The organism is Paenibacillus gorillae, from assembly GCF_000513275.1.
GTDB classification, from domain to species: Bacteria; Bacillota; Bacilli; order Paenibacillales; family Paenibacillaceae; genus Pristimantibacillus; species Pristimantibacillus gorillae.
In genome coordinates this window covers 18817-38430 of sequence record NZ_CBVJ010000126.1, presented here as the reverse complement: position 1 = coordinate 38430, position 19614 = coordinate 18817, and the positions used below count along the sequence as shown (strand labels likewise).

Below are 19614 nucleotides of genomic sequence, written 5' to 3'. Positions count from 1 at the left end.
CTGCTGCGATTCTTCCCTACTGTTGTGACCGGATCGGTCGTCACGATTATCGGTTTATCCCTAATTCCTGTCGCGATGAATAATGTGGCAGGCGGTCAAGGAACCGAAGGCTTTGGCAAGCCGAGCAATTTGCTGCTGGCACTGGTGACGCTGCTCGTTATTCTGCTGGTTAATCGGCTGACTAAAGGTTTCATGCGTTCCATCTCTGTACTTATCGGACTTTTGGTCGGCACTGGCATCGGATACGCGATGGGAATTGTCAGCTTCGCGCCGGTTGCTGAAGCATCCAAATTCAGCATTGCTGAGCCATTCTATTTCGGAACGCCTCAGTTTAGCCTGACAGCCATCATTATGATGATCATCGTCAACATCGTCAGCATGGTGGAATCGACGGGTGTCTATCTGGCAGTCGGAAAAGCGACGGATCAGAAGGTGGAGCAAAAGCAAATCGTCAACGGCCTTCGCTCCGAAGGCGCTGCGATTATGCTGGGCGGCATATTTAATGCCTTCCCTTATACGGCCTTTTCGCAAAATGTCGGCTTGATCTCGCTGACCCGCGTGAAAACTCGCGACGTTATTTTCGCTGCGGGCGGCATCATGATCGTCTTAGGCTTGTTCCCCAAGCTTGCGGCCATTACGACTGTCATCCCGAGTGCAGTGCTGGGCGGTGCGATGATCGTTATGTTCGGCTCCGTTGCGGCTTCCGGCATCTCGATCTTGTCGGGCGTTGATCTGCGCAAGGAGAAAAACCTGCTGATCGTTGCCTGCAGTGTCGCAGTTGGCCTTGGTTCGGCGGCTGTACCGCAAATTTTCGACCAGCTACCTGACTTCGCGAAAATGCTGCTGCAAAACGGTATCGTATCGGGTTCCGTTACAGCTATCGCCATGAATTTACTTCTCTCCGGACGTAAAGATGAAGAAGCTGAGGCAGCTGTCTCAGAATAGAGATAACGCTGAAAGAGTGTTCCAAACGCAAAGTTTGGAATGCTCTTTTTTTATGCCTAGATGAGGGGTAGAACCCGGTATTTTTTATGGAGAATTCCAAAAAATTCTATGTTATGATACAGGTATTATCTACCCGCAAATAGCGATTAGCGAGGAGGGGCGATCTTGAAATATGATGCGATTGTAGTGGGTGCAGGGCTTTCCGGTCTCGCAGCGGCGGCTGAAATCGCCGATTCAGGGAAACGAGTAGCGCTGCTGGATCAGGAGCCGGAGTCATCGCTCGGGGGGCAGGCTTGGTGGTCGTTCGGCGGACTGTTTCTTGTCGATTCTCCGGAGCAGCGAAGGCTGGGCATTAAAGATTCCAAGGAGCTGGCTCGGCAGGACTGGATGGGTTCGGCGGGATTTGACCGTGCTGACGAAGATCATTGGGGCCGCCAATGGGCCGAGGCTTATCTGGACTTCGCCGCCGGCGAGAAGCGATCCTGGCTTCATGGAATGGGTGTACGTTTCTTCCCGGTCGTTGGCTGGGCGGAGCGCGGCGGTTATTTGGCTGAAGGTCATGGCAACTCGGTGCCCCGGTTTCATATCGTCTGGGGAACGGGTCCGGCTATCGTCGCTCCGTTTGAGCGGCGGGTGAGGGCGCATCAAGCGAATGGTCTCATTGAGCTGCATATGCGGCATCGTGTGGATCGTCTTGTTGTGAGCAATGGTGTTGTCACTGGTGTAAGCGGTTCCATTTTAGTTCCTAGCGATGCTGAGCGGGGAGAAGCGAGCTCGCGAGAGATTGCCCGCGAGTTTGAATATGAGGCTTCTGCGGTCATCGTGACGAGCGGCGGCATCGGCGGCAACCATGACCTCGTCCGGCAAAACTGGCCGGAGAGGCTGGGCGATCCGCCCCGGCACATGCTCTCTGGCGTTCCGGCTTATGTCGACGGCAGGATGCTTGCCGTTGCGGAGGAAGCGGGCGGACGGATCGTGAACCGCGACCGGATGTGGCATTATACCGAGGGCTTGAAGAACTGGAATCCGATATGGGCTAATCATGGCATTCGCATTCTTCCCGGGCCTTCCTCCATTTGGCTGGATGCGCAGGGAAATCGTCTTCCGGCTCCGAACTTTCCGGGCTTCGATACACTGGGCACACTGGAGGCGTTGAGGAAGACCGGTTACGACTATTCTTGGTTTATATTGACGCAGAAAATGATCGAGAAGGAATTTGCGCTCTCCGGCTCTGAGCAAAATCCCGATTTAACGGGCAAAAGCATCCGCAAGGTGCTGTCACGCGTGCTGCCGGGCGCGCCAGCTCCCGTGCAAGCTTTTATGGATAAAGGCGAGGACTTTGTCGTTGCAAATACGCTGGAGGAGCTCGTCACGGGCATGAACGAGCTGACGGCTAGCGGGCTGGTGGACCTCCAGACAATCCGGCGGCAGCTGGAAGCGCGGGATCGAGAGATGGACAACGCCTTCACGAAGGATTTGCAGATTACGGCTCTGCGCGGAGCCCGTCATTATATCGGCGATAAGTTCATACGGGTCGCCAAGCCGCATAAAATGCTGGAGCCGGGCAACGGCCCGCTCATTGCTGTTCGCCTGCACATCGTCAGCCGCAAGACGTTGGGCGGACTGCAGACGGATCTGTCCGGACGGGTGCTTGGTCTGACGGGAGAGCCAATTGCGGGCCTTTATGCAGCGGGTGAGGCTTCCGGCTTTGGCGGTGGAGGCGTTCACGGGTACCGGGCGTTGGAGGGAACGTTTCTCGGCGGCTGTCTGTTCTCAGGGAGAACGGCGGGAAGAGCGGTCGCCGCAGCGCTGAAATAGCAGGAGTAGATCACGGTAACGGTAACGGGTAGTAAAGGTAACGGTGGACAACGTATCGTTTAGCGGATAGGGAGAGGAGCCCAAGCAATGGATCGTTACGCGTATTACAAAGAGACATTCGGACAACTGCCGATGCCCTTTGCCTTTGTTGATTTGGATCGTTTGGACCACAATGCAAGGGAAATTGCCCAGGCGGCGGGGGATAAAAAAATCCGAATTGCCAGCAAATCACTGCGCTGCGTAGACGTAATGCGCCGCTTATTGGATGCCGACCCTGTCTATCAGGGCATCATGTGCTTCACGGCTGCCGAGGCAGCTTTTCTAGCGGGTCAAGGCTTTGATGATTTGCTGCTGGGTTATCCGCAATGGCATCCCCGGCATATCGCTGAGCTGGCAGACTGGATTAAGGAAGGGCGCACCGTTGCCTTTATGGCGGACTCTGTGGAGCATGTGGAGCAACTGGAACGATTGGCGAAGGAGAGAGGAACGGTATTCGCGGTCTGTATCGATATCGATATGTCGGTGCAATATCCGGGCTTGCGTTTTGGGGTATGGCGCTCGCCGATCCAGGTCTGGGAGCAGCTAAAGTCCGTCGTGGAGCGGATTGTTCAATCGGACTGGCTGAAGCTTGATGGTTTAATGGGCTATGAAGCGCAAGTGGCCGGTGTCGGCGATCGAATGCCAGCCAGCACACTTAAGAACAAGCTGGTGCGGGCATTGAAGAAGCGGTCCATTGCGGAGGCGGCCAGACGGAGAGGGGATGCGGTGGAACGTATTGCTGCGATGAATGTTCCTCTTCGTTTCGTTAATGCCGGAGGCACGGGCAGCTTGGACAGCTCTCGCAATGAGCCGTGGGTAACGGAAATGACGGCGGGCTCCGGCTTCTATTCTCCTGTTCTCTTCGACTATTATTCCAACTTTCAATACGAGCCGGCTGCTGGATTTGCGATAGAGATCGTGAGAAAGCCGCGGCATGATATCGTCACCTGCATGGGTGGCGGCTATACGTCATCAGGATCGGCAGGCCCGGAAAAGCTGCCCCAGCCTTATTTGCCGGAGGGCTTGAAGCTGTTTGGCAGGGAAGGGGTCGGCGAGGTGCAGACGCCGCTCTTGTACGGGGGAGGCACTCCGCTCGCCATTGGCGATCCGGTCTTTTTCCGCCATGCGAAGGCAGGCGAGTTGAGCGAGCGTTTTCTTACGCTGCATGCGGTTTCGCAGGGGCAAATCGTAGGTGAATACGCAACCTATAGGGGGATGGGGGAATGCTTCCTATGAAACTGCAATCGACGGCAGTGATCCGCTCCAAGCCGTGGACGAATTGGTCGGGCATCGTTCAGGCGACGCCTCGGGAAGTGCTGCTGCCGGGCACAATCGACGAGGTGGTGGAGGCGGTGCAGCTCTGCCGGCGGGAAGGACGAACGCTGCGCGTCGTCGGCTCGGGACATTCGTTTACGCCAATTGCTGCCTCCGATGATATTCTGCTGTCGCTTGATCGGATGCAGGGACTAGTGAGCATCGATCCCGACGCGGCTGCCGCGACGGTATGGGCCGGGACGAAGCTGAGACTGCTTGGCGAGTTGCTGTTTGAGCAGGGGCTGGCGCAGGAAAACTTGGGCGACATCGACGTTCAGTCTATTGCCGGAGCAATTAGTACCGGTACGCATGGAACCGGGCGGACATACGGCAATCTGTCTACACAGATTATCGGGCTGACGATCGTGACCGGAAGGGGCGACGTCGTTGAATGTACGCCGGAATCCCACCCCGAATGGTTCAAGGCGATGCAGGTTTCACTTGGTGTCCTCGGCGTTATCGTGCAGGTGAAGCTCAGGCTGCAGAACGCCTATAAGCTGGAATATGTCAGCAGCCGGATGCCGCTGAAGTCATGCCTCGCGCAGCTGTCCGAGCTTGCCGAGAATAACCGCCATTTTGAGTTTTACTGGTTTCCTTATGCGGAGCCTTGTCAGATTAAGCGAATGAACATTACGGAGCAGGAAGTGACGAACCGCAAAGCATGGGAGCACTTCAGCGACGTCTGGATCGAGAATAAGTTGTTTGGCCTGCTGTCGGAGCTGAGCCGCAAGCTCCCTTCCTCCAGCGCGGTGATCAGCCGCTTGTCGGCCTCGCAAGTTCCGGTCGGGCGCAAGGTCAATTACAGCCATCGGATGTTTGCTACGCAAAGGCTGGTTCGCTTTAACGAAATGGAATACAACCTGCCTGCGGAGGCGCTTGGCGAGGTTATTAAAGAAATGCGCGAGGAGCTTGCGCGGGGGCGGTACCGGGTTCATTTTCCGGTGGAATGCCGTTACGCCAAAGGCGATGATATTTGGCTTAGTCCGGCCAATGGCCGCGACTCCGCTTATATTGCGGTGCATATGTACAGGGGCATGCCGCATGAAGCTTACTTCGAAGCGATGGAGCGAATTTTCCTCCGTTATGGGGGCAGACCGCATTGGGGGAAAATGCATAGCTTGCAAGCTGCGCAATTTAAGGAGCTTTATCCGAAATGGGAGGCGTTTGGCGCGGTGCGCGAGGCGCTTGATCCTGACCGGATCCTGCTGAACGACCGGATGGAGCATTTATTTTGACGCGGAAAACAAGCCCAGCCTGTGCGATGACAGGAATGGGCTTGTTTTTTGTTTTACATGTCATATAATTATTACATATGATACATTTTAATAATGGCGATGAGCTGCTTCTCGTTCTAGAAGCGCTGTCGAACCCCCATCGATTGAAGATTGTAGCCGTGTTAACGGAAGGACGGCAATATGTAAGCGAGCTGGCGCGTGAGTTAGGTATGAGCAGGCCTTTGCTGTATCTTCATTTACAGAAGCTGGAGGAGGCGAATTTGGTTTCAAGCAGCTTGGAAATTTTAGATACCGGCAAAACAGCGAAATATTACATGCTTAATCCATTTGACTTTGAATTGAACGAGCACATAATAGCCGGATTAGCATCCACGCTAACTTTTAAGAAGAAAAATAGATAGGACAAGGGGAGAGTTTGGATGAGTGGAGTAGGCATAACAGGATTGATTGTGTTGATTATACCGATTGCAGTGGTTGTTCTAATTGTTTACTTTATTACGAGCACAATAAAGCGTTTTGAAGCAAGGGCCAATGAGAAGCTCATGCTTGAACGTGAAAATACGTTAACGCTTCAAAGAAAAGTGGCTGATCTAGAAGGACGGCTGCTAAGGATCGAGACGATGCTGAAGGAAGTGGATTGAGGCGAATGATCGGTTGGAAAAATGAAGACCATCCCATTGGACAGGGATGGTCTTTTTTATCGTCTACGTTTCAGCAATCTGCGGCTGCTTCTTCCCAGAATAATTGACGCAGCCGATGCTGATGATGATAAGCGCTAGCCCGGCGAGCAGCGAGTAAGTAAACGGCTCATGCATGAACACAGTACCCGTCAACACGGCGATGAGCGGTACCAGGAAGGTGAATGCGGCAACCTTACTAGCATCCCCCGTACTCATAAGCTTGAAGTAGATGACGAATGCGATCGGAATGCCGCAAGTGGCGCCGTAGATGAGACCCAGAATAAATGGGCCATTCCATACGATGCTGCTCCAGCTCTCCGTTGCGCTGCCAATGCCGGTCAGCGCAATCCCCCCGATAATAAATTGCATGGCAACCATCCACATGGAATCGGTATGTCTGCTTTCCTTCTTCACATAGATGACGCCCAGCGCCCAGCTAAGCGCGGTAAGCAGAGCGAGACTGACCCCGAGCAAGGATACGTCGCCAGTAATGCCGTCAGCACTAACTGCCAAAATGCCAAGGAAGCCGATAATGAGTCCGGTAATCTTGAGCAATGACAATTTTTCACCCAGCCACATCCAGGCAAGCAGCCCGATCAGGACAGGTTGAAAGTAGACGAGGACGGAGAACAAGCCGCCCGGCAAATAAATGAGCCCTATCGATTGAACGCCATAGAAGAGGACGGCGTTGAACAGGGCGGATATGCTGTAGCGATGCCAGTTTTGGCGGAATTTCAGCTTGTCCCGTTTGGGCAGCAGGAATATCGACAATAAGAGCCCTCCGAGCAATGAACGGATGCCAGAGAATAAGAGCGGCGGGGTGTAGGCTAACGCCGTCTTGTAGATGGACCAGCTCAAGCCCCAAATCAGAACCAGAAAAAGAATAGCAAGTGTCGTTTTCGAAGATAGTATGCGCATGGTGACCTCCAGCAGCAAGCTTAAGCTATGTTGAAATAGAAATAGGCATACTACTTACTATACCTGAGCTTCGCTTGAAGGAATAATAATTTTTTATGCAAAAAAAGAAGCCAGCGGGTTGCCCGCTGACTGCTTTCATGTGAACAATGATAAACAAGCTATTGAATATGCCGTTTCACTTCGTACATATTAACGACGGTATCGATGATATACTCTGGCTGCGTCTCTCCGCGCCGGTCCCGGTGTCCTTGAATATGCTCGGGGCTCTTCTCCCAGCTCTTCCATGCATCTTCCGATTCCCAGCGGATGATGACGACAATCTCTTCTTGTTCCGTGTTCCACTTATTGACCATAATAGTTCTGTCGATCAGGCCTTCTCGGCCGTCAAGCGGGCCGGGCTGGCTGAAACGCTCGACGACTTTATCTGCGTTGCCGGGATGTACGGTGATCGTTCTGGTTTGGATTAGCATGCGAAACCTCCTATGGTTTGCTTGGACGTATGACGACGCCAACTCAGCGAAATCGTATCATACCGTCTAAGAAACCGGAATGGACATTCCGGCTGCCTGCCATGGACTATTCAAACGGAGGCTTCCATGCCAGCGGTTAGCGCATAATATAGCCGCCATCAGGAAAGAGCGTGCTGCCTGTCGTATAGCCGTTGGTCATCAAATAGAGCGTCGTGTGCGCCGCTTCTTCGGCAGCGCCGACGCGGCCGACGAGATTCATTTTGGCATATTGCCGATACGATTCATCCCGTACCTCTTGGGCTGCTCCTTCCCAATTGAATGCCGTATGAATCGTGCCGGGAGAAATAACGTTCACCCGAACAGGTGCCAGCTCGACGGCAAGCGCTTTGCCGAGGCTTTCAATCGCGCCGTTGCAGGCGGCGTACGAGGCTCCGTCTGCAAGCGGCCGCTGGCCGAAAGCGCCGGACATGAGGACGATGGAGCCATCTTTGCTTAGAAAAGGAGCTGCATATTTAGCCGCGTTGTATTGCGGCCAGAATTTGGCGTTAAAGCAGCTGTGAGCCACTTCCGCAGGAGAAGCGATGGAGCCCCGTACATAGGAGGCGCCTGGCGTGAACAAGTGATCGAAATGGCCGATTTTGGCGAAGAAGGCTTGCAGCTCCTCTTCGTTTTGATTATTTAAAGTATGGATTTCAGCATGATCGGCTCCTCCGAGCAGCTGCTGCGCTTTTTCAAGTTTTTGCTGCGACCGGCCTGCCAGAATGACGTATGCGCCTTGTTCGACTGCTTGCTGGGCTGTTGCAAATCCGATGCCGGAGCTTCCTCCGATGATGACGATGCGTTGGTGATTCAGTGTAAAGTTGGACATGATGAAAACTCCTCTCCCTTTTGTTTCACTCATTATTAGTGATAAAAGGAGACTTGCACAGTACTTACTTTATTCGTACTACAGCTGCAGTGGAGGGAAAGCTGAGGGCTGGCTGCTGGGAAACGGAGTGCAGGGAAGCCGCAGAACCGTTATATTGGTTGTAGAGGTGATTGGAAATTGGGGTTTTTGAAAAACTCGAATGAACCAAGGCTGCAAGGCGTATTAACGACGCTGCAGAAAATCGGCGGCAAATGGAAGCCGCTCGTCTTGTTCATTTTGTTAATAGACGGAACTAAACGGTTTGGCGAGCTGAAGCGGCTTATTCCGGATGTCTCCCAAGGGACACTGGCAAAGCAGCTCCGCGAGCTGGAAGAGGATCGTTTGATAATTAGGGAAGACTTTCAGGAGCTGCCGCTGCGGGTCGAATATCGGATCTCCGAGCATGGCCGGACGCTGATAACCGTTCTGGACAGCATGTGCGGCTGGGGACGGGAGCATCAGACTTTTATAGACCGCGAGCGACAAGCGGAGGACTGAGTTTGGCAGAGGCAGGACATGCTCTTAATTAGGAAATAAAGAAGAGATAAGGAGGCGAGGGTTCAAGTGATGATGCACAAGATCGGCGTAATCGGAGAAATCAATCGTTATCCCATTAAGTCATTTGCGGGTGAGGGTTTGGCGAGCTGTCAGGTGGAGAACTACGGACTGGAAGGTGACCGGGTATACGCGTTTTACGATGAGGCGAAGACGGGCTGGAACAGCTTTATTACAGCTAGAGATATTCCCGCTATGCTTGCCTACAGAAGCAAGTTCGTGGAAGGTGAGCTGCAGATTACAGCCCCGGACGGGCGAAGTGTGGGCTGGAATGAGGAGCTGGCTCAAGAGCTTCAACCCTTTTCCAAGCGTAAAATAGCAATGCGCGGCTATCAAGCGCCTAATCCTGAAAATCCAAACCTCATGTCCGTCGATGCTGCGAGCGTTCTGATCATTACGGATGCGTCTTTGCGCAAGCTGCAGTCGCTGTGGGGCAAGGAGCTGGATCATCGCCGGTTCCGGGCGAATCTGGTCGTTATTGTAGATGAGCATGGCTTGCCTGAGGGAGAATGGATAGGCAAGAAGCTGACGATAGGAACGGCCGGGCTGCAAGCCGAGGAGTATTGTGAGCGGTGCTCCATGATAACGATTGATCCAGATTCACTCGAGCGGGATGCCTCCTTGCTGAAAAAGGTGAATGAGGAGCTGGGCCTGAGCTTTGGCGTGTATGCTTCAGTAGTGAACGCCGGTCGGATTCAAGTTGGTGACGATGTTTATTTAGTGTCGGCTGCGGAATAGTTTGGGCAGTAGGCTTCTAGACTTTGAAGCGGGCGTGAATGCTCTGTTGGAGGTTGTGAACGATTGCGGGAGAAGACGGGATGCCAAGCTGCTGAAGTGCATATAAGGCAGCGCCTGTTACGGGTGAAAATGTGGGTGTTACAACGTGATAGCTTTTGTTGCGGCTGCCAGTGGATAAGCGTTCACTCAGCTTTTGATGGATATAATCGCTGTTGATGACGCTGCCGATAAAGGCGACATCGACTTGATCGTTATCGAAGGCAGCGGCCAGTATCTCGACGCCCACTTGAATTTGCTCGGTGGCTTTATCGCAGACTCTTCTGGCTGTACGGCTCCCTTGGCTTGCAGCATTCGTCACATGAGGTGCAAAGTCGCCGAATTTGCGGTTCCGCTCTCTTTTGTCCGTAATGAAGCCGGCTGTGCCGAGATCATGGAGCTGCTTAAGGGAATGGACTTCCCAATGCTGCAGCAGCGATCGGACAAGAGCAGCATCCGACTCGTCGGCCTTGCCTGCCAAGATTTCATAAGTTGTATCGTAAGCAATGAATCTGGCCGCACTGGCCGCATAGTGATAGAAATCATAATTCCGGAGCTGCCGGCCTTCATCCGTTACAGCAAAAATAATGGAGCCGGTTCCCGAAATAATGACGATGCCGGGATTCGCCTCAAGCGCTCCGTAGTGAGCGATTGCTGCGTCATTTAGATGCCAGCGTTGAGCCTCTAAGCCATCGATTGCCGTCAGTGGCTCGACCCATTCCAAGTCCTCTGGACAGTCATAGCCTGCGATGCCCGCAGCGATTCCTTTAACGTCGCAGAATGTTTTACCGGCTGCGGTAATCACTTCTTGAATAGCTTGATGAACATGCTGCTTAGCTTGCAAATCCTTGTATAGGGAAGCCGAGCCCTTTTCCACATAGGAAAGCACATTTCCTGCCGAATCAATGGCTATTGCCCGCGTACGGGTGCCGCCGCCGTCAATACCGATTACGATCTCGTTAGCCTTCATTTAAATCGAACCTCCTGCTATTGGATGGTTCTTGAATTATACTATAATTTGTAATATTAGGAAGTCGCTTTTTATTAATTGAAGTTGCTAAGAGGAAGCGGTATTCTAAGAGTGACAGACCGATAGATCATACCTCGAAGGAGCGTGCAGCATGTCGCAAAATTCAATTATTCACTCTGTTATTTTTTCGTTGAAGTATGAGAATGGCTCGGCGGAAGAGCAGCGTTTTCTGGAAGACGGCAAAGCGATTTTGAGCTCCATTCCGACAGTGAAGGATTTCCGTGTGCTTCGTCAGGTGAGTCCGAAAAATACATATGATTTTGGCTTTTCGATGGTTTTTGCTAACGAGGCTGATTACGAGGCTTATAATGTGCATCCGCTTCATGTTGATTTCGTTGCGAACCGTTGGCAGAAGGAAGTTACGCAGTTTTTAGAGATCGATTATAACGAGCTTTAATCACAGTGTGCTGCGTAGGGGTTGGCCCTTGTTCTCAGTGAAGTCTGAAGGTGCGAGTAAACAAGCGATGACCAGAGCGGGTGCTATTCAGAGGCAGGAGCTCGCTTAAGACCCTGAAAGGGTCTTAACGGCGGGAAATAGCCGCATGAGGGTTGGTATAAGACCCTCGGAGGGCCTTAACCCTCGTGAAAGCACAGGAAAGGGCTCAAAAACCGGTGACCGCAGACAGCTTAAGACCCTGAAAGGGTCTTAACGAGGGAGAGCAGCCGCCTAAATGGAGGTCTAAGACCCTATCAGGGTCTTAGACCTCCAGCGCTGAGCATCCGAGCACCATTTCATTGGTTACAATAACTCGCGACCTCCCTTGCTTTGAAATGCGCGGGATCCAACCACGCGGAAAAAGAGAAAAGGAGCGCCCTCACCGGCAGCTCCTTTTCTCTTTTTCCGCGTTTACAGCGTCTGACCGCTATCGACGGTGATGATTTGTCCCGTCATTGCTTCCTGCCCCAAGGCTGCGCAGATGAGCTGAGCGATATCCTCTGGTGTGGAGATGCGCTGAAGCAGAAGCTGAGGCGCGAGAAGCTTCATTTGTTCCTCTCTGCCGGACCACCATCTGGTCGCTACGGCGCCTGGAACGACGCAATTGACGCGGATCGTGGGAGACAACGCGCGGGCGAGCGACTTGGTTAAGCCGTGAACGGCCGCTTTGGAGACAGCGTAAGGAAGAGATGAGCCTAATCCGGTCTGACCCGCGATGCTGCCGACATTGACGATAGCACCATGTCCTGATTTTTTCATGTAGGGGGAGACGGCCTTGGCACAATGAAACATCCCTTTCACATTGACACTGAATAGCTCGTCCCATACTTCATCTGTGGCAGTATCCAAATCGCTCATCGGAATATGTCTCGTGATGCTTGCGTTGTTGACGAGCAGATCGACCGATCCGAACACCGCAACTACCTGCTGTACCATCGTCTTCACTTCATTCTCCCGGGCTACATTAGTCTGGACGGCAATAGCCCGGCCGCCCTCCTGCTCGATAAGCCGAACCGTTTCCTCAGCCTCTTCCTTCGAGCGGGAGTAATTAACGGCTACAGCAGCGCCTCGCTTAGCCAGCAGCAGACTAGTGGCTCTTCCAATACCTGTTCCTCCGCCGGTTACGATAGCTGTTTTACCGTACAAATCCATCACGCATCACGCCCTTTCTTCTAATAAGCTCATTGTATATCTGTAAATGCTATCCGTATAATTGAACTATTCGAATATCAGGTTCATTCTTATTGAATCTACAGGACGGGGGCGCGGTGATGGAGCTTCTGCATTTAAAAACATTCCAAACGATCGTGAAGCACGGCAATTTCATTCGCGCAGCTGAGGAACTGAACTATGCCCAATCGACGGTTACAACACAAATGCAAAAGCTGGAGGCCGATCTTGGCGTTCAGTTGATGGAGCGGGGAAAACAGTTCCGTCTGACAGAGGCGGGCAGACTTTTCTATGAGCAAAGTGCAGCTATTCTAAAAAATATGGAGCAGCTTCAGCTAAATATGTCTGGTCTGCAAGAGGGAGAGACGGGGCATGTTCGCTTAGGAGTGACCGAACCCACGGCAAGCTATAGGCTGCCGAAGCTTCTACAAGCCTTCATGATGTCTAATCCGGGAATCGGTATTTCGCTCGTATTCGGGAACACCCCTATGTTAAGCGAGCAGCTCTATAAAGGAGAGATTGATCTCGCCATTTGCTCCCCTCCCGATGAAATGTCGGAGCGTTATTTTGAACCGCTGTTCCGGGAAACGTTTGTCGTTCTGCTGCCTGACAATCACCCTTTGACGGCCAAGGGAACGGTAGATCCGGCTGATCTGTACGAAACGAGACTGCTGCTGACATCGGCAGTCTGCCCATACCGCCGCAAGCTCGAAATCGTCCTGCAGCAGATAGGGCCCCAACTCGGCCTGCATACGATGGAGATCGGCAGTATGACGGCATTGCCGCATTATGTGGCCAGCGGAATGGGAATTGCTTTGGTACCAAGCATTCTGCTGAATCCTCCGCCGAAGCATACGGTGCAGCGGGCTGTCAGCGGAGATTTGGTCGATATGGTCGTCGGCATTTTATCCAAGCCAGCTGATTTTCAAACCAAGCCTTCGACAGCGAAGGTTTATCATTATTTGAAGGAGCATCTCAACATCGAGTCATAGCAAGGACATTAATGAAGTCTCTTGAGCTCAGTCCATATGCGAAAAAGAACCGCCTCTGTTCTGGACAGAAGCGGTTCTTTTTGGTGTCAGCTCTAGTTGAGGAAGAGCATCAATCAACCTATATATCTTTTAGAAAAGTAAAGTATCAGGGTCTGGACCTACGCGGCGGTTCTCGTTCAACGCGTCAATGCGAGCCACTTCTTCAGCACTCAGCTCGAAGTTGAAGATGTCTGCATTTTCAACGATCCGGTTTTCTTTAATCGATTTCGGAATTGTTACGATGCCGTGCTGCAAGTCCCAGCGCAAAATAACTTGAGCGACTGATTTGCCATGCTTCGCTCCGATTTCCGTCAGTACGGGATTGTCCAGCAATTTGCCTTGCATGAGCGGTGACCAAGCTTCAATCTGAATGCCGTTGGCCGCGCAATAGTCGCGCAATTCTTGCTGCGACAGGTTCGGGTGAATCTCCACTTGGTTGACCATCGGTTTGATTTCAGCATCCTTGAGCAATTCTTCCAGATGATGAACATGGAAGTTGCTGACGCCAATCGCTTTAACGCGGCCTTCTTTGTAGAGGGTTTCCAGAGCGCGCCAAGTTTCTTTGTACTTGTCTTTGCCTGGCCAGTGAACGAGATAGAGATCCAGATATTCAAGGCCCAGTTTTTGCAGGCTTGTCTCATAGGCAGCAAGGGTTGTTTCGTAGCCTTGATCGTCATTCCATACTTTAGAAGTCACGAACAGCTCTTCGCGGGACAGGCCGTTTTCCGCCAAAGCTTCTTTAATGCCTTGTCCAACGCCAGTCTCATTCTGGTAGATAGCTGCCGTATCGATGCTGCGGTAACCGTTGCGGATAGCCGATTTGACGGATTCCACAGTCGATGAACCTTCTTCCACTTTAAATACGCCAAGTCCGAACCAAGGCATTTTAACTCCGTTATGCAATGTTGTTGTGGCTTGTAAGTTTTGTGCTGTTGTCATGAGAAACAGCCTCCTTCTTATTGTTTTGGTCTTGCGATTCCAGCTTGCGCATCCAGCCCGTCATGAGTACAGCGGCAGCTACCATGAGCGCCCCCACCCATGTGGTATGGATAATTCCGACTTTCTCGGTAATGATACCACCGAAGTATGCCCCAATTGCAATACCGGCATTAAAGGCCGCAATGTTGAAGGCAGATGCGACGTCAACGGCTTTTGGGGTGAAACGTTCGGCGAGCATCACGACATACACCTGCAGTCCCGGTACGTTCATGAATGCAAGCAAGCCCATGAGCAGGATCGTAACGAGCCCAGCCCATTTGAACGGCGCGGTAAAATAAAGCACCAGCAGCACAACGGCCTGTGCAGCAAACATATAGAACAGCGCATTAACCGGCTTGCGGTTTGCTGCTTTTCCGCCGATGATATTGCCGATGGCTATGGCGATGCCATAGACCAGCAGGATAACGACAATCGCTTTATCGCCGAAGCCGCTAACGTCATGCAGCAGCGGAGACAGGTAAGTGAAGACAACGAAGGTGCCTCCGTAACCGAGTGCTGTAACTGCGTACGCCAGAAGCAGACGTCCGTTTGTAATCACCTTTATCTGTTCGCGAACCGGTGTTACGACTCCTGCACGAAGCGTTGAAGGAACGAGCAGCGCATTGGAGATCAGGGCAATGACCCCGATGATGGCAATCGTCACAAAAGCAACCCGCCAGCCTAGCTGTTGGCCCAGCCATGTGCCGAGAGGTACGCCGGTGACGGTCGCAACTGTCAGACCGGAGAACATAATGGCAATCGCGCTGGCCCGCCGATTCTCGGGCACCAGATCGGCGGCAATCGTTGAACCGATCGACATAAATACGCCGTGGGCGAATGCGGACACGATGCGTGCCGTAAGCAGCAGCGCAACCCCGTTTGCGGAAGCGGCGAGCCCGTTGCCGATAATGAACACAATCATGATAGCCAGCAGCAGCGTTTTTCGTGACACCCGCGAGGTTAACGACGTGAGTATTGGCGCGCCCACAGTAACGCCTAGCGCATAGAGCGTAACCGTGAGTCCTGCTGTTCGAATCGATATATGCAAGTCATCTGAGAGCAGAGGCAGCAAGCCTACGCTGATGAACTCTGTCGTTCCGATTGCGAAGGCACTGATTGCCAGAGCCAGCAGCGCCAGAGTGCTTCTTTTTGAATTTAAAGCGTTCATAATCAGTCCTCCTGTATGGTATTTCTCGGCCGGTAAATGCTATTATGGAGGAAGGTTGGGGAAATGAACAGTACGTACTTTGCGGTACGCTAGATACTTGGAAGTAACATAGGCACTAAAAAGTGCCCTTCATTATAAGTGCTTGGAGGCTACAGAAATGGCGGTTGAAAAGAAATACAACATCTCAGTTGAAGCGACATTGGATGTCATTGGGGGCAAGTGGAAATGTGTGATTCTCTGCCATCTCACGCATGGTAAACGAAGAACGAATGATTTGAAACGGATTATGCCAGGCATTACGCAAAAAATGCTGACCCAGCAGCTTCGGGAGCTGGAGCAGGACGGCATCGTTAACCGGATCGTTTACCACCAAGTACCGCCAAAGGTGGAGTACGAGCTGAGCGAGTATGGAGACAGTCTTCGCGCCATTCTGACCGCTCTTTGTACATGGGGAGATCAGCATATTATTAAAGAATATGGAGATAAAAGCCTGGTGCTGGAGGACAGTTATTTAAACAAGCTGGATTAGCTCTTATATTGTTCTCGAAATAAAAATGCGCTATTCGCCGGAGCGAATAGCGCATTCGTCTGTCAATTAGTTAAAGCCGGGGAAGCTGGACAACTCTGACAGACGAAGTAAGAAGAGAACGATGGCAATTACGCCAAGCACTACAATTGGCACATCATTCTTGAATGGGTCTCCGGCACGCACATGCGCCAAAAATCCGCCAATTGCTACTAGGCTAAGCAAGAGTGCACCTGCTGCCGTCCAGCTTGGCTCCCAGTATCCGATGATCAGGGCAGCGACTGAAACCAGCTGCACAAGCCCCGTGATGACACGAAACCATTGAGGCAGTCTCAGATGGTTGAATGATTCCACTTGCATTTTGACCCCTGCCACTTTACTAATCCCAGAGAATAAAAACGCAAAAGCAAGCAAGCTTTGCAAGACGATTGCTACAATTTCCATTTGCTAAACGCTCCTTTTTTTAGTGCTTCACTTTATTCTGCAATTAATGCGAGCACATATATGTTCAAAATAAAATCGCAGCTTATTGTTAACTGCAATTGTCTAAGGCACATTATATACGAAAAGTGAGCAGTTGAAAAGAACTTCTTTTTGTTTGTTTTGGCGGCGGTTGTTGAAGGGTAGTAATAGGTGCTGAGTCAGGAGATTAAAGCGACCAACAGGTTTAGAATCGTGATAAAATTTGAGTTAGAGAATTAAGAGACAGGCGCCGTTATGTCCTTCGTACGGCAGGCGGCTTCCATATATGAAGGATGTGGAGACAACATGATTATTGTGAGTTCTTGTTTGGCAGGATTAGCGTGCAGGTATAATGGAACGGATAGTTTAAGTGAAAAGATTAAACTGCTTGTGCAGGAGGGTAAGGCGGTAATGGTATGTCCGGAGCTGCTTGGAGGTTTCGTCACACCGCGTGAGCCAGCTGAGATTATTGGCGGCACAGGCGAAGACGTGCTGGAAGGCAACGCAAGTGTAATAGAGAAATCCGGCGGGGACGTTACAGCGTTGTACTTGGACGGTGCGCAGAAGACACTGGAGCTAGCGAGAAAGTATGCGGCCACCACAATTGTTCTAAAGGAATATAGTCCTTCCTGTGGCAGTGGAATGATCTATGACGGCAGCTTCGGAAACCGCCGTTTGGAAGGCACAGGTGTTACGACAGCATTGTTGCGTCGCGAAGGCTTTGAGGTAATTTCGGAGCTGGAACTGGGCGAGCGGTTCTAAGGTTAGGCTAGTTGGACAAGCTCATATAGCTCGTTCTGTATTGTATAGGTGAGAGGGCATAAGGCGAACGCAGGTTAAGGAAATTCATTTCGCTATAAGGTAAGAAATTTCCTTAATATTGACTCAAACATGGATTTCTGAGGTAGTAACGTAAGAAAGTACATAAGGGCGGAAATTGATTTCTTACTAGAGAAAAAAGTTACCTTATCTGGGCGAATCAGCTCAAATCCGGCGGGATAGCCGAAAATTAAAGAAAAAACCAGCAGGGAATAACGAAATTATTTATACTAGAGCACGCCGGGTCGATTGTGAAGTCCGGTGGCATAGGTGCGGAGTATACACGAACAGCAGAGCTGCAGGACTGCAGAGCCTTAAAACAAACAGACGCCGGTCACATACACCGGCGTCGGTTTATTTCTCTTCATAATAACTCAATGATTAATATCGCATCTGTTCATGATGAACAATAGCTGATTTTCCAGCCGGTTGATCGCCATTTGCGATTCCGGATCTTCGGCGCCGCTGCCGCGAAGCTCGGCCAGCTCACGCTTTAGAGCATGCAGGTCATCGCCCGCATTCGCACAGTCATAGTCGCTTTCGAGATTATCCAACATATACCTGCTCCTCCATTCCCCATAAAGTGTACCCTCTATTATGGGGAAGGCGGCACGGCTATTATTCATTACGCTGCAACGGTGTCTTGCACTACAGGTTCTGGAGAAGGAAGAACTTCCTCCTGCGGTACTTCTTCGGCAGGAACCTCCGGTTCTTCAACAATCGGAGTCTCTTCCTCCTTCACGATGGAGACCTGCTTAACCTTCACCCAGAACAACCCTTTGGAAGTCTGTATCTGGTACCAGTCCTTCCAGACCAATCGGATCATTAATTTCTGGCCTGCATAGGATAGTGCAGTCGCTTTCGGCTGAAGCGGGGTCGTGTAGATGCCTGTATCTTTCGTTAATGTGACCTTCAGTCCTTCTGGAGCTTTGGTCACACCCAGCAGCGCATTGCGGCCGCTAATCCATACGCGGGAGCTTCCTGATGCGACCTCCAACCAGTCGCCTTTCGTCCGGGTCAGCTTGTACGTACCAGCTTTCAGTGAGCCCGTCGTTTTTGAGTCGGGACTTGGCCATTGGTAGCTCGTCTCGGAGGACAGAAGATAGAAGTCACCGCTGCCCGGCTTGACGTCCTGCTTGCCCAGCCAAAGCTCATAGCCCTCGATAGCGAGCATCCATCCCGTATCGCGATGCTGCTTCCAGATGCGGGACCATTCCGACAGAGGCACATGCGTGTCTCCTACAGCGCGCCCGATCTCAGGTGTCATAGCGGGGCGTCCAAATTCGGAAATAAACCAATCGGTAAAGCCGCCGCCTGAAGGATTGGAGCTGGGTGCAACCAGCGAATAGCCCGTCATGGAAGCATATTGAGAGGCTAGAGCGCGATCACGAGCCAGATTTTCAGATTTTGTCCGATAGTTCCAAAAAATAATTTCGCCCGATGAGTGATAGGACATCGCAAGCTCCGGACGAATCTCGCGGGCAAGCTTAGCCATAGCGGCTGCTTCCTTCGCCTGCAGCGGCTTCTGGCCTTTATAATTCATATAACTGTTGGACGACGCCGTATTTCGAATCGATTCCCATCCCGCAGGATACTGACGATTCAGATCGACGCCTTTGCCGTTGGCTTTCCACCGTTTGAAATCCCGGCTTCCTTTATTCATGCGGATCAAGCTCTCGTGCACCGATGAAGGAAAGGCTGAAATTCCTTTCTGTTGAAGCGTAACCCCGTCAGGGTTGACCATCGGGATAATGACAAAGGTGACGCGGTCCAGCAAGTCTCGAACAGCGATTTTATTGTAGGTATCGTTATTTGCGTAGGAAGAGGCAAAATTCTCAACCATAGACATAATTAGGACGGTAGTCATCCACTCTCTAGCATGATGAGAACCGTTTAGCAAAATAATAGCCGGACCCTTGCCGACATCCATTCGCCAGAGCTTCCGGTTATATTCACTTTCCCCGATGGAAGACAGCCTGATAAGATCCGGATAACGTTCAGCTAATGCATTCATATCTCTTATCATCGTTTCGTACGTGTAGATTTGGCTCTGGTTCACGATACCAGCAGCATGTACGGGTGTTGCGGAGCCAAACAAGGAACAAATGAGTACAGTTGTGACTAGCAGCGACAGCAGTTTAGAACGATGGTGCCTGATTAACACGAATTTGTTCTCCCCCAAGTGATGTCTAGTTTTGAACTAACTCAATTCGACATCAACCAACAAATTCCTTGTTTTACATATCTTTTTTGTGAAAATAGTAGTGAATCTAAAGAATTAGAAATAGAGGGCCAAATACTAGCAGTAATAGGTAATGCGGATCAGAGGCTTCGCCTAC

General features: G+C 51.5%; 22 protein-coding genes. 12 read left to right on the top strand and 10 right to left on the bottom strand.

Going from position 1 to position 19614, the window contains the following annotated elements; all coding sequences use genetic code 11:
* From TY10_RS23930 to TY10_RS23905, 6 genes are all read left to right on the top strand, one after another.
* Positions 1-945, top strand: a 945-nt coding sequence (locus tag TY10_RS23930) for a solute carrier family 23 protein (RefSeq protein ID WP_042169334.1), incomplete at its 5' end; no start/stop codon positions are given.
* A gap of 165 nt (positions 946-1110) precedes the next feature.
* The gene (locus tag TY10_RS23925; protein ID WP_042169303.1) at positions 1111-2763 is read left to right on the top strand and encodes an FAD-binding dehydrogenase; all 1653 of its coding nucleotides are present in this window, start codon (positions 1111-1113) and stop codon (positions 2761-2763) included.
* A gap of 87 nt (positions 2764-2850) precedes the next feature.
* A complete protein-coding gene (locus TY10_RS23920; protein ID WP_042169300.1) occupies positions 2851-4038 on the top strand; it encodes an amino acid deaminase/aldolase in 1188 nt (395 codons plus the stop codon).
* On the top strand, positions 4026-5351 hold the full coding sequence (locus tag TY10_RS23915) for a D-arabinono-1,4-lactone oxidase (protein ID WP_238327955.1): 1326 nt from the start codon (positions 4026-4028) through the stop codon (positions 5349-5351). Before TY10_RS23920 ends, TY10_RS23915 begins: the two co-directional genes overlap by 13 nt.
* A 77-nt stretch (positions 5352-5428) precedes the next feature.
* Positions 5429-5752 (top strand): ArsR/SmtB family transcription factor, encoded by a 324-nt coding sequence (locus TY10_RS23910; protein WP_042169296.1) that lies wholly within the window; start codon positions 5429-5431, stop codon positions 5750-5752.
* Between the two features lie 18 nt (positions 5753-5770).
* Positions 5771-5992, top strand: coding sequence for a hypothetical protein (locus TY10_RS23905; protein ID WP_042169294.1), 222 nt, complete (start codon positions 5771-5773; stop codon positions 5990-5992).
* Positions 5993-6055: 63 nt separating this feature from the next.
* On the opposite strand, the gene TY10_RS23900 is transcribed toward TY10_RS23905, so the two are convergent.
* From TY10_RS23900 to TY10_RS23890, 3 genes are all read right to left on the bottom strand, one after another.
* Positions 6056-6949 (bottom strand): DMT family transporter, encoded by an 894-nt coding sequence (locus TY10_RS23900; protein ID WP_042169291.1) that lies wholly within the window; start codon positions 6947-6949, stop codon positions 6056-6058.
* 158 nt (positions 6950-7107) lie between these two features.
* On the bottom strand, positions 7108-7419 hold the full coding sequence (locus TY10_RS23895) for an antibiotic biosynthesis monooxygenase (protein ID WP_042169288.1): 312 nt from the start codon (positions 7417-7419) through the stop codon (positions 7108-7110).
* Positions 7420-7555: 136 nt separating this feature from the next.
* Positions 7556-8287, bottom strand: coding sequence for an SDR family oxidoreductase (locus TY10_RS23890; protein ID WP_042169285.1), 732 nt, complete (start codon positions 8285-8287; stop codon positions 7556-7558).
* Positions 8288-8464: 177 nt separating this feature from the next.
* Here TY10_RS23890 and TY10_RS23885 point away from each other — a divergent pair, with 177 nt between their 5' ends.
* Both TY10_RS23885 and TY10_RS23880 read left to right on the top strand, forming a co-directional pair.
* Positions 8465-8824 carry a winged helix-turn-helix transcriptional regulator gene (locus TY10_RS23885; RefSeq protein WP_238327952.1) on the top strand — a complete coding sequence of 120 codons (360 nt, stop codon included), beginning with the start codon at positions 8465-8467 and terminating at the stop codon, positions 8822-8824.
* Between the two features lie 69 nt (positions 8825-8893).
* Positions 8894-9619 (top strand): MOSC domain-containing protein, encoded by a 726-nt coding sequence (locus TY10_RS23880; RefSeq protein WP_042169282.1) that lies wholly within the window; start codon positions 8894-8896, stop codon positions 9617-9619.
* Between the two features lie 16 nt (positions 9620-9635).
* Here the strand turns inward: TY10_RS23880 and TY10_RS23875 are convergent, their stop codons facing one another.
* Positions 9636-10625 carry an N-acetylglucosamine kinase gene (locus tag TY10_RS23875; protein WP_042169280.1) on the bottom strand — a complete coding sequence of 330 codons (990 nt, stop codon included), beginning with the start codon at positions 10623-10625 and terminating at the stop codon, positions 9636-9638.
* Between the two features lie 151 nt (positions 10626-10776).
* Between TY10_RS23875 and TY10_RS23870 the strand changes: the two genes are divergently transcribed.
* Positions 10777-11082, top strand: coding sequence for a Dabb family protein (locus TY10_RS23870; RefSeq protein ID WP_042169277.1), 306 nt, complete (start codon positions 10777-10779; stop codon positions 11080-11082).
* A gap of 450 nt (positions 11083-11532) precedes the next feature.
* Here the strand turns inward: TY10_RS23870 and TY10_RS23865 are convergent, their stop codons facing one another.
* Positions 11533-12273 (bottom strand): SDR family NAD(P)-dependent oxidoreductase, encoded by a 741-nt coding sequence (locus tag TY10_RS23865; RefSeq protein ID WP_042169271.1) that lies wholly within the window; start codon positions 12271-12273, stop codon positions 11533-11535.
* Between the two features lie 119 nt (positions 12274-12392).
* Between TY10_RS23865 and TY10_RS23860 the strand changes: the two genes are divergently transcribed.
* Positions 12393-13283, top strand: coding sequence for a LysR family transcriptional regulator (locus TY10_RS23860; RefSeq protein WP_042169268.1), 891 nt, complete (start codon positions 12393-12395; stop codon positions 13281-13283).
* A gap of 129 nt (positions 13284-13412) precedes the next feature.
* Here the strand turns inward: TY10_RS23860 and TY10_RS23855 are convergent, their stop codons facing one another.
* Positions 13413-14261 carry an aldo/keto reductase gene (locus TY10_RS23855; RefSeq protein ID WP_042169265.1) on the bottom strand — a complete coding sequence of 283 codons (849 nt, stop codon included), beginning with the start codon at positions 14259-14261 and terminating at the stop codon, positions 13413-13415.
* Positions 14218-15468 (bottom strand): MFS transporter, encoded by a 1251-nt coding sequence (locus TY10_RS23850; protein WP_042169262.1) that lies wholly within the window; start codon positions 15466-15468, stop codon positions 14218-14220. The genes TY10_RS23855 and TY10_RS23850 overlap by 44 nt, the downstream gene beginning before the upstream one ends.
* Before the next feature lie 157 nt (positions 15469-15625).
* Here TY10_RS23850 and TY10_RS23845 point away from each other — a divergent pair, with 157 nt between their 5' ends.
* Positions 15626-15997 (top strand): winged helix-turn-helix transcriptional regulator, encoded by a 372-nt coding sequence (locus TY10_RS23845; protein WP_042169259.1) that lies wholly within the window; start codon positions 15626-15628, stop codon positions 15995-15997.
* 66 nt (positions 15998-16063) lie between these two features.
* Here TY10_RS23845 and TY10_RS23840 read toward each other — a convergent pair whose 3' ends face one another.
* Positions 16064-16438, bottom strand: a complete 375-nt coding sequence (locus TY10_RS23840) for a DoxX family protein (RefSeq protein ID WP_042169254.1) — start codon at positions 16436-16438, stop codon at positions 16064-16066.
* Between the two features lie 324 nt (positions 16439-16762).
* Between TY10_RS23840 and TY10_RS23835 the strand changes: the two genes are divergently transcribed.
* A complete protein-coding gene (locus TY10_RS23835) occupies positions 16763-17218 on the top strand; it encodes a 2-thiouracil desulfurase family protein (RefSeq protein ID WP_042169327.1) in 456 nt (151 codons plus the stop codon).
* A gap of 431 nt (positions 17219-17649) precedes the next feature.
* Here the strand turns inward: TY10_RS23835 and TY10_RS23830 are convergent, their stop codons facing one another.
* Positions 17650-17832 carry a hypothetical protein gene (locus TY10_RS23830; protein ID WP_042169252.1) on the bottom strand — a complete coding sequence of 61 codons (183 nt, stop codon included), beginning with the start codon at positions 17830-17832 and terminating at the stop codon, positions 17650-17652.
* 68 nt (positions 17833-17900) lie between these two features.
* On the bottom strand, positions 17901-19439 hold the full coding sequence (locus TY10_RS23825; protein WP_052350742.1) for a M14 family zinc carboxypeptidase: 1539 nt from the start codon (positions 19437-19439) through the stop codon (positions 17901-17903).
* Positions 19440-19614: the final 175 nt, after the last annotated feature.

What these genes read in the sequence shown, in the direction of transcription:
- TY10_RS23920 (WP_042169300.1), top strand. Translation starts at nt 2,851, where the DNA reads ATGGATCGTTACGCGTATTACAAAGAGACATTCGGACAACTGCCGATG.
- TY10_RS23915 (WP_238327955.1), top strand. Translation starts at nt 4,026, where the DNA reads ATGCTTCCTATGAAACTGCAATCGACGGCAGTGATCCGCTCCAAGCCG.
- TY10_RS23910 (WP_042169296.1), top strand. Translation starts at nt 5,429, where the DNA reads ATGATACATTTTAATAATGGCGATGAGCTGCTTCTCGTTCTAGAAGCG.
- TY10_RS23905 (WP_042169294.1), top strand. Translation starts at nt 5,771, where the DNA reads ATGAGTGGAGTAGGCATAACAGGATTGATTGTGTTGATTATACCGATT.
- TY10_RS23900 (WP_042169291.1), bottom strand. Translation starts at nt 6,949, where the DNA reads ATGCGCATACTATCTTCGAAAACGACACTTGCTATTCTTTTTCTGGTT.
- TY10_RS23895 (WP_042169288.1), bottom strand. Translation starts at nt 7,419, where the DNA reads ATGCTAATCCAAACCAGAACGATCACCGTACATCCCGGCAACGCAGAT.
- TY10_RS23890 (WP_042169285.1), bottom strand. Translation starts at nt 8,287, where the DNA reads ATGTCCAACTTTACACTGAATCACCAACGCATCGTCATCATCGGAGGA.
- TY10_RS23880 (WP_042169282.1), top strand. Translation starts at nt 8,894, where the DNA reads ATGATGCACAAGATCGGCGTAATCGGAGAAATCAATCGTTATCCCATT.
- TY10_RS23875 (WP_042169280.1), bottom strand. Translation starts at nt 10,625, where the DNA reads ATGAAGGCTAACGAGATCGTAATCGGTATTGACGGCGGCGGCACCCGT.
- TY10_RS23870 (WP_042169277.1), top strand. Translation starts at nt 10,777, where the DNA reads ATGTCGCAAAATTCAATTATTCACTCTGTTATTTTTTCGTTGAAGTAT.
- TY10_RS23865 (WP_042169271.1), bottom strand. Translation starts at nt 12,273, where the DNA reads ATGGATTTGTACGGTAAAACAGCTATCGTAACCGGCGGAGGAACAGGT.
- TY10_RS23860 (WP_042169268.1), top strand. Translation starts at nt 12,393, where the DNA reads ATGGAGCTTCTGCATTTAAAAACATTCCAAACGATCGTGAAGCACGGC.
- TY10_RS23855 (WP_042169265.1), bottom strand. Translation starts at nt 14,261, where the DNA reads ATGACAACAGCACAAAACTTACAAGCCACAACAACATTGCATAACGGA.
- TY10_RS23850 (WP_042169262.1), bottom strand. Translation starts at nt 15,468, where the DNA reads ATGAACGCTTTAAATTCAAAAAGAAGCACTCTGGCGCTGCTGGCTCTG.
- TY10_RS23845 (WP_042169259.1), top strand. Translation starts at nt 15,626, where the DNA reads ATGGCGGTTGAAAAGAAATACAACATCTCAGTTGAAGCGACATTGGAT.
- TY10_RS23840 (WP_042169254.1), bottom strand. Translation starts at nt 16,438, where the DNA reads ATGGAAATTGTAGCAATCGTCTTGCAAAGCTTGCTTGCTTTTGCGTTT.
- TY10_RS23835 (WP_042169327.1), top strand. Translation starts at nt 16,763, where the DNA reads ATGATTATTGTGAGTTCTTGTTTGGCAGGATTAGCGTGCAGGTATAAT.
- TY10_RS23830 (WP_042169252.1), bottom strand. Translation starts at nt 17,832, where the DNA reads ATGTTGGATAATCTCGAAAGCGACTATGACTGTGCGAATGCGGGCGAT.